Raw genomic sequence first — 5175 nt, 5'->3', positions numbered from 1 at the left:
GGCTCACCTCAAGAATGACCCTGGCAAAAAAAAGCGCGCACAGGCCGCTGGCCATCCATGTCGCCATGCGGATATTGAAGAAAAATTGAATCGACCCCGCAATCAAAAACACGACGACGAACATAATCGGCATTAACTTCTTGGTGTCGATAAAAAGCAGGATCGGTATGAAGATCAGCAAACCGGCCAGCATGGCTGTCAACTGGATAGCTCCTAGCGCAATCACCATGCCAAGCAGTAGTGCCGTCGCAAGGCCGCCAAGCACCAGCATGGCGGCGGTCAATCCAGTGATACCCGTCCTTGCATTGCCGGGCTTGCTGCGTGCGGCGCGCGAAGATCCGCCATTCCATCGCAGTTTCTGGGACAAAAAACTCATATGTATTCCATGCGCGGCGCGGACGCCGGGCTCAATAAGGTGAAACGCCGACAGCGTAGCGCTTAGTGCGAAGTGCCGGCAAAGTGGCCGCGCAGATCGGCCGGCATCGCCTGCAATAGCTGATCGACAAAGGCCTGCTGCAATCGATAGCCTTGTTCCGTATCGCTATTGATATTCGAGACACGCATCAAGGTGGCATCGGGGATCAAGCCGCGCACCGCGTAGGCCAGCTTGACCTTCTTGACTTCCCAGGAATTCGGCACCGCCTTGTCGCCCACGACAACCCAATAGGTAATCGGTTCGATGCGATTATTCAAGGTTGCAACCGTGCGGGAGACCGGGATAGCGCCGGCCATCGTCGGCAAGGAAACCTGATTGGTCTGCCCCACAGCGAAGCCCTGCCCGCCGTAACAACCTTCCGGGAAATGCACGGACAGATTGTCGCGCTGATCGGTACCGTAGGCGATCGACAGCATGATGCGTTCGCCCTGCCCGTTCACATAGGTGCGCGACAGGGTTTCGGCATATATCTTGTTGAGTTCCGCCACCGTGGTGGGATTGACGACGGCAGCGACCTGGCTCGCATCTTCCTGCCAATCGCCAAACTTGGTAGGAATCACCGTACTGAGGACGATTTGCGGACGCGTGTCGGCCAGACGCACCGTTGGCGTAACCGCCTTGGTGCACAGGGCGCCGGCCAGCATCAGGGTGCCGATGGTCAGGCTGGTGATGGTGCTTTTTTTCATGATGCCGCCTTTCGGGCATGCCACACGCGTGCCAGCCATTGCAGAAGGGAATCCAGGCTGAGGATCAGTATCAGGGCGCTGACAAACAGCACCATCCCGGCGAAGCCATGCAGGAAGCCCTGCCCGGCCGCATCACCGAAGTAATACGTAATCAAGGTCAGTGCCACGACACGCATCACATTGGCGGTGAATGAAATGGGAATGATCAGGATCGCCAGACCGATGTTACGGATGGCGGAAGTATGGCGCACCAGGTTCAGATAAAACAGGCCCAGCGCCTCCAGGGTCAGCAAGGTTTGCAAACCGGCGCAGGCATCGGCCACCAGCAGCTGGTATTGGCCAATTTGAAGAATGACGCCGGTGCGCGCGATCGGGTAGCCAAGCCAGTACAAGATATGCTCGCAGACATACGATACGGCCATTTTCATGGGCAGGGTCAGCGCACTGACCACCGCACTGGGCAGCGGTATCATGAAGAGCATAAAAAAGAACGGAAACCAGGCGACGAGCAGTGAGCGCATGCCCAATTTCAGCACCAGAATCGCTGCCACGATCAGCACGAAAGAACCGATCTCGAAAGCGAGTATCTGCTGCGAACGGCCAGCGATATACAGCAGCAAGCCGACGGTCAACATCAGCCAACCCGACAGCGGTGCCCGATTGTATTGCGCAACGGCCAGGATCTGTTCGCGCTGACGCCACAGCAGCCAGATGGACAGCGCGAGGATAATGGGGCCGTGCGCCTGCTCTTCAGTGGCCCAGACACCAGTAAACAGGGTATAAAACGAGGGGAGATACAGCACTGCGAAGCCGATGACGATGGGCAGCCATTCCAGCAGCTGATCGCGCCGTTGCAGGGCTGGTGCCAAGCTCATCCGAGTGCTCGTATTCATCAGAAATCTACCAGGACCGAGCCGACCACTTGCGCGCCGCTGTGCAGCATCTGTTCCGTCATGGCATTGATGTCGGCGACCGGCGTGTGGTTCTTGCGCGCCACCAGCAGGACTCCGCCCGTGCGTGCCGCCAGCGCCAGGGCATCGGATCCCAGCGAAAATGCCGCCGAATCGTACAGCACGACGTCATAGGAAGACTCGAGTTCCGTGCGCAAGGCGGAAAACGCGGGACGACTCAGCAGTTCCTGCGGATTTGGCGGCAGGGTACCGGCCCCCAGCACGGACAGGTCGACGAACGATTCGATGCGCGTGATCACATCGCGCTCGGCACGGCCAGCCAGGATATCCGACAAGCCCTGGCGCGCATCAAGACCGAACACTTCATGCTGGCTGGGATTGCGCAGATTGGCGTCAACCAGCAGAGTCTGTTCGCCCAGCTGGGAAAACACCACGGCCAGGTTGGCGGCAAACAGGCTCGCCCCGTCGCCATCGTTGACACCGACCACGACCAGCGATTTACGGCCCAGGGCCATCCAGCGCAACATTAACTGGCTACGGATGGCACGCAGGGTTTCCACTTGCGGACTGAACGGTTGATAAGCGGCGATCAGCTTGTCCGAATACTTGCCCTCGCCCTGCTGCAGATAGGGATAGTCGAACTGCCGTGCCAGAACTTGCTGGATATCGGCCTCAGTCACCAGTCCCAGGCGCTGCGCCGCCTCGCCAAAACGGATGCCCAGTTCTTTCTGCATGCGCAGGACGCGCTCGGCACTCTCCGGCGTAATCTTGCCAGAAGCAAGCAAAAGGCTACCGATGCTGGAATCGGCCGTCCGTGGCACGGCGGAGACGAGCGGTTGCAATGCTGGATTCATATTATTTCCAATACTTAATTAAGACGCAAGCTGCGAGGCAACAACGATTTGAAGCGGTTCAGGCGGGGACGGGTCGGCGCGCTCCAGTCGATCGAGCCGAGCACCGGCAACTGCAACAAATCGCTCAAATCGGCTTCGGAACGTACGCGACGGTCCAGCATTTCGGCCAGCAAGGAAAAGCCCACGCCCAGCAAACTCCCCAAAAACAGTGCCAGCAAGGTATTCAACAGTACTTTCGGACCGGCCGGCTTGATCGGCGCCACGGCAGGATTGAGCAGGGAGATATCCGATTGCTCCGATTGCCCCTCGATACGGGTTTGCGAGAAACGCTGCGAGGCGATATCGAAGGCGCGCTGTGCGCTCTCGACATCCTTTTGCATGACGCCCATTTCGTCGCGGGTGCGGTTCAATTCCAGGACTTTATCCTTTTGCGCCGCCAGCGCCGCACGCACGGCGCCTTCGCGCTGCTGCAGGATGCCGGCGTTTTTGCTGACCGAACTGGACGTCACGCGCGTGCCGTCCGCCAGTTCGCGGCGCATGCGCTCGACTTCCGCGTTCAGGCTTTCATATTGCGGATGATTGCGTCCCAGGCGCTGCGCCATCTCGGCCAGCTTGGACTCAGCCGTTGCCAGGCTCAGCTTCAGATTCTGCACCAACGGGTTCGACGCCACGTCCGGCGACTCGAAGCCGGCATTGCCTTCGGCCATGCGCTGGCGCGACGAGGCTTCCATCGCCTGGCCTTGCGCGGCCACGAGCTGCGCCGACAGGTCATTCAAGCGATTCGATTCGACGTCAAGACGGTTATCGACGCTGACGATGCCATGCTCCTGCTGATACTTCGACAGGCGGCTTTGCGCCACTTCGAGATTGTCACGCAACAGCTTCGTTTGCTCATTGAAATACACGGCCACCTTTTTCAGGGGATCGACTTTCAACTGGATACTGGTTTTCTGGTATTCATCGGCAAAGGCATTCGCAATGGCGGCAACAAACTGCGGATCGTTGCCCTGGAAACTGATATCGACGACACTGCTTTCGCGCGACGGAACGATCTCCAGCTTGGCCAGCAACAGATCGGCCAGCCAGTCGCGCACGGTTCCTTTGCCTTCCGTAGCTTCATTGAACTGCGCGATGACAGCCGGGCTTTCAGCCAACCGCAAGTGATCTACTACTTTCAGCGCCACATTCTTGCTGCTGATAATGTCGATTTGCGTCGCCATATACCCCGGCAACAGTTGCATCGGCAATGCCAGGCCGGTGACGGGATCAACCCCTTTGTAGTTTATTAACAGCGACGCCGTTCCCTTGTAGGTCTTGGGCAGCACCAGGCTGACCACCACCGTCGCCCCGACCGTGATGAGCAAAGTGAATAGCAAGATTCGTTTGCGCGCAAACAAGACGAGTAAAAACTGGTGAAAATTCATGGTCAACTCTCATATTAATAAAACAGCGCGCGCCGGATTGGACCGCGTGTCGGAACGATGTCGCTTAAAACAGGCTTTCTTTGACATACACGATGTCATCGACTTGAATGGTGTCGTCATGCTTGGCGTCGAGTATTTGCATCACGCCGGCAGCATCGCGACGTTTGATACGCACGCCACGCTCGGTACCGCGCTGCGTCAACCCGCCACCGACGGACAAAGCCTGCAAGACCGTCATCGAGCGCTCCAGGCGGAACGCACCAGGACGCTGCACTTCACCATAGATGTAAAAACGCGGCGCCCGCTCGACGTACAGGACATCGTTCCCCGTCAGCTCGAAGTCACGCGCCAGATCGGCGCTGCGCATCATGTCGACGATGTCGATGGTTTCCTTGGTGGTGCTGCCATTGCGCTTGCGAATCAGGCTCACCACGTCGCCGCCATCAGGACTCTGGCCACCGGCCATGGCCAGGATGTCGAGCAGGCTGCGCTTGCCCTCGATCGGATAGCGGCCGGGACGATTCACCTGCCCCAGCACGGATACCTGCTGGCTCTGCAAGGCCGTCACGATGATATTGACTTGCGCCTTGCGCAGGAAGCCGCCGCTCTCCAGCGCCTGGCCCAGCTTTTTCTCTGCGCCGGCAACGGACAAACCACCCACTTGCACCGTCCCAACCAACGGGAAAGTAATGCTGCCCGCTTCGCTGACGCGCGTTTCCAGGCCCAGGTCGGGACTGCCATACACGGAAATTTTCAGCACATCGCCAGCGCCCAGCAATACCTCCGCCGCGCCCGCCACACCCATACTGCAGGCCATCAGCACGGCGGCCATCCACATTGCGAGTCGTTTCATGATTTGCTCTA

6 protein-coding genes are annotated in these 5175 nt (G+C 58.6%); all 6 read right to left on the bottom strand.

From position 1 onward, the window contains the following. The coding region (locus tag AC0V2Y_RS27795; protein WP_475418430.1) for a hypothetical protein at positions 1 to 376 on the bottom strand (376 nt) is incomplete at its 3' end. Positions 377 to 438: 62 nt separating this feature from the next. After that, the gene (gene epsI, locus AC0V2Y_RS27790) at positions 439 to 1122 is read right to left on the bottom strand and encodes an exosortase-associated protein EpsI, B-type (protein WP_475417489.1); all 684 of its coding nucleotides are present in this window, start codon (positions 1120 to 1122) and stop codon (positions 439 to 441) included. Further along, entirely contained in the window at positions 1119 to 2015 is an 897-nt protein-coding gene (gene xrtB / locus AC0V2Y_RS27785) for an exosortase B (RefSeq protein ID WP_475417490.1), read from the bottom strand. Before xrtB ends, epsI begins: the two co-directional genes overlap by 4 nt. Beyond that, a complete protein-coding gene (gene epsG / locus AC0V2Y_RS27780; protein ID WP_099389372.1) occupies positions 2015 to 2887 on the bottom strand; it encodes a chain length determinant protein tyrosine kinase EpsG in 873 nt (290 codons plus the stop codon). Before epsG ends, xrtB begins: the two co-directional genes overlap by 1 nt. A gap of 14 nt (positions 2888 to 2901) precedes the next feature. After that, complete coding sequence (epsF, locus tag AC0V2Y_RS27775) at positions 2902 to 4311, bottom strand: chain length determinant protein EpsF (protein WP_099389373.1); 1410 nt, start codon at positions 4309 to 4311, stop codon at positions 2902 to 2904. 64 nt (positions 4312 to 4375) lie between these two features. Further along, positions 4376 to 5164 carry a polysaccharide export protein EpsE gene (gene epsE, locus AC0V2Y_RS27770; RefSeq protein ID WP_475418429.1) on the bottom strand — a complete coding sequence of 263 codons (789 nt, stop codon included), beginning with the start codon at positions 5162 to 5164 and terminating at the stop codon, positions 4376 to 4378. Positions 5165 to 5175 lie beyond the last annotated feature (11 nt).

This window comes from Janthinobacterium sp. BHSEK (genome assembly GCF_056174685.1).
The sequence above is the reverse complement of the archived record's forward strand: the minus strand, read 5'-3'. Positions and strand labels throughout refer to the sequence as shown.

What these genes read in the sequence shown, in the direction of transcription:
- xrtB (WP_475417490.1), bottom strand. Translation starts at nt 2,015, where the DNA reads ATGAATACGAGCACTCGGATGAGCTTGGCACCAGCCCTGCAACGGCGC.
- epsG (WP_099389372.1), bottom strand. Translation starts at nt 2,887, where the DNA reads ATGAATCCAGCATTGCAACCGCTCGTCTCCGCCGTGCCACGGACGGCC.
- epsF (WP_099389373.1), bottom strand. Translation starts at nt 4,311, where the DNA reads ATGAATTTTCACCAGTTTTTACTCGTCTTGTTTGCGCGCAAACGAATC.
- epsI (WP_475417489.1), bottom strand. Translation starts at nt 1,122, where the DNA reads ATGAAAAAAAGCACCATCACCAGCCTGACCATCGGCACCCTGATGCTG.
- epsE (WP_475418429.1), bottom strand. Translation starts at nt 5,164, where the DNA reads ATGAAACGACTCGCAATGTGGATGGCCGCCGTGCTGATGGCCTGCAGT.